At 27.2% G+C, this 2915-nt stretch carries 2 protein-coding genes; both read left to right on the forward strand.

All coding sequences use genetic code 11. The features are described from left to right. Positions 1–988 (forward strand): methyl-accepting chemotaxis protein (locus BRSU_RS14190; RefSeq protein ID WP_048596232.1); only part of this gene is annotated, 988 nt, incomplete at its 5' end. 261 nt (positions 989–1249) lie between these two features. Beyond that, positions 1250–2915 (forward strand): methyl-accepting chemotaxis protein (locus BRSU_RS14195; protein ID WP_483413625.1); only part of this gene is annotated, 1666 nt, incomplete at its 3' end.

The raw sequence follows: 2915 nt of genomic DNA on the forward strand, positions 1-2915 counted from the left end.
GCAGTCAGAAGCGGTATCTAAGACTAGTAGTTCAGTACAGCAGATGATGGCGAATATAGTAACAGTAAGCCATGGAGCAACTAAAGCTAATGATTATGCTAAGATTCTATACACTGAAGCTCAAGATGGAAGTAATATAGGAGAGTCAGTAGTAGATTCTATACAAAGTATTAAAGAATATTCTAAACAGATTACTAATATTACACAGGTAATTCATAATATAGCGGAACAGACTAACCTCTTAGCTATGAACGCAGCGATAGAGGCAGCGCATGCCGGAGAACATGGCCGCGGATTTACAGTAGTAGCGGATAAGATTAGAAAGTTGGCAGAGGATACAGGTGAGAACTCTAAGATTATTAATGAGATAATTGAAGAGACAACACAGGCAATAGATCATACAGTATCTTTAGCATTCAAGAGTTCTGAATCAATGGAGAAGATATTGGAAGGTTCTAATACTTTAGCGGATTTGATATCAACAATATCCGGTGCGAATGATGAATTAGATATAGGTCGCCGAGAGATCTTGATGAATATTAGCAATTTGAATAGTATTACAGAAGATGTACAGGAATTATCTTTAAAGCAGATGCAGATGAGTTCTGCGGTTAGTCAGAATATTTCTAGTGTAGATAAGTTAGCAGAAGATGTAGTTAATGTAGTTAACACAGCAGAAAATGAGATGAAGGAGCTTGTCAATTCAATAGAGAATGTATCGAATTTGTCAAGTACAAGCAGTCATAATATGGAGACAATGGACAAGCGAATTAAAGAGTTGCAGTATATCTTCCTTCAGTTGTATAAATTAGTAATATCTTTCAAAACAGAGAAGAGTGAAGAAGAGATAGCAAGGGAGAAGAGTAAATCAACAGCAGTAGATAAGAAGCGAATCAGATTAGAACGTAAGGCCGAGAAAAATAGAATAAAAGAAGAAAAGAGAAGATTGAAAGAGTTGAAAAAAGAAAGTACTAAAGGAAAAAAATAAATTCTATCTTTAAGTATATTTAATATAACTTTTTAGTAATTAAATATAGTTTTAACTAGTAAATTTTATAAAAAATGGTATATTAATATATAAAAATACTTTGTAAAATTAAATAGGTTATTTTTCTAAATATTGATATTATTATACCGAAAATTAAAATAGTAACCCAATATTTTATAGGTTGAATAATATGTTTTTAAAGTAAATGAGGATAGATTAAAAAGAAGATTAAAATTTTATATACCGATAGCATTCTTGATTATGGCTGCTATCTCAGTTGGTTCCTATTCCATACTATTAAAAACTATTTATCAGCAATCAAGCTCATTAAGAGGATATGTATATATATTTATACTTTTTTTAGCTATTTTTACAGCAGTAAGTATGTTTTTTGACTGTTTAAAAGTGGAAAGAGGAAAATCTATTCCATTAGGAAAAATATATGTTGTAAAATCTGGTATTGCTGTAGTTTTAGTAGCCATTGTTTCCTATACAGTTTATATATTAGATGGAAGTATAACATTATTTGAAATACTTAATATACGTTTAATAATGGTTATATTTTTGATTACTATAGCTATGGCTGTTTCTTCTATATTTTTTAATATATTAGTAAGACCATTGTATAAAAAAACAGGTGGGAAAGAATATTATTTGCCTATGGTTTATAACTTTTTACCTGTATCAATGGCAACAGTAATATTTATAGTTACTTTAATTAATGGTATGCATTACAGATCTGAAATAATTTATGATAGACAGTATGATATGATAATAAAAAAAGGTTATGCTAATGACTTTATTAATAATATTTCAGATTCTTTAGGAAAATATATTGCAATATCTGAAAATATAGTAGCATATATGAATATAATATATAGAAATGATTATACTTTAGAAGATTATACTAGTATATTATCAAGATATTTAAGTACAAGATATGCTAACAATAATAATATATCGTCTGTATCTATGTTTTTGTCAGATATAAAGAATGTTAATATAAATATTAATACTAATGGTGTTGATAATTTATCAATAAATTGGAGATATAATGATATTAATAATTTAGCTAGTATTAATACAAATTCAAGACCTAATATAGCAGGTAATTATTTTACTAGATTAGCTACAGAAACTAATTCTTTGATAGATATAACACCAAATGCTGATACTTTTTATATATATAGTCCTATTGTATTAAATAATAGAAATGTAGGTTTTATTACTTTAGAGGTTAAAAGCTCAGTATATTTAGAAGTATTATCAGATAGTCTATTTAAGGCTAATTTAAATATATTTTTAACAGATGATACATATAATATAAAAGCATCAAATAATCCTTCATTGATAGGTAATACTCAAAGAGATTTGGACAGCAGTGCTATAGGTATAGAAATAAAGAATAGCCGACATAATAATCATAAGAATGGAATAATAGATGTAAATGTAATTTCTTTTAAGGACTCTGATATATTAGCTATAAAGTATTCTTTATTTAATAATTTATATGTTATAAATGTATGGCAGCATAGTAATGCTTATCAAAATCAATTATTTAGAAATACTATAATAAAGGCTTCTGTAGCAATATATTTAGGTTTATTAGCATTTTTATTAGTTATATTGGCTTTGATACTTTCTTTGAGAAAGACTTTAGTATTTGCGAAGAATGTATCAGAATCATTGAGTGAAGGAGAAGGTGATTTAACAATCAGACTTCCAGTTATTAGTAATAATGAATCAGGAGAATTAGTACATTCTTTTAATAAGTTCTTAGAAAAGGTAAAAAATATCATTGTTAGTGTAAAAAACAATGCTTATACTTTGACAGGTAATATTCAGAACATGAGAGCATCTATTAGTATAAGTATTAGTGATTTAATACCATTTATAAAGAATTTGAGACAGAGCTTGCTAATTCTAA

This window comes from Brachyspira suanatina, from assembly GCF_001049755.1.
Classification (GTDB): domain Bacteria; phylum Spirochaetota; class Brachyspiria; order Brachyspirales; family Brachyspiraceae; genus Brachyspira; species Brachyspira suanatina.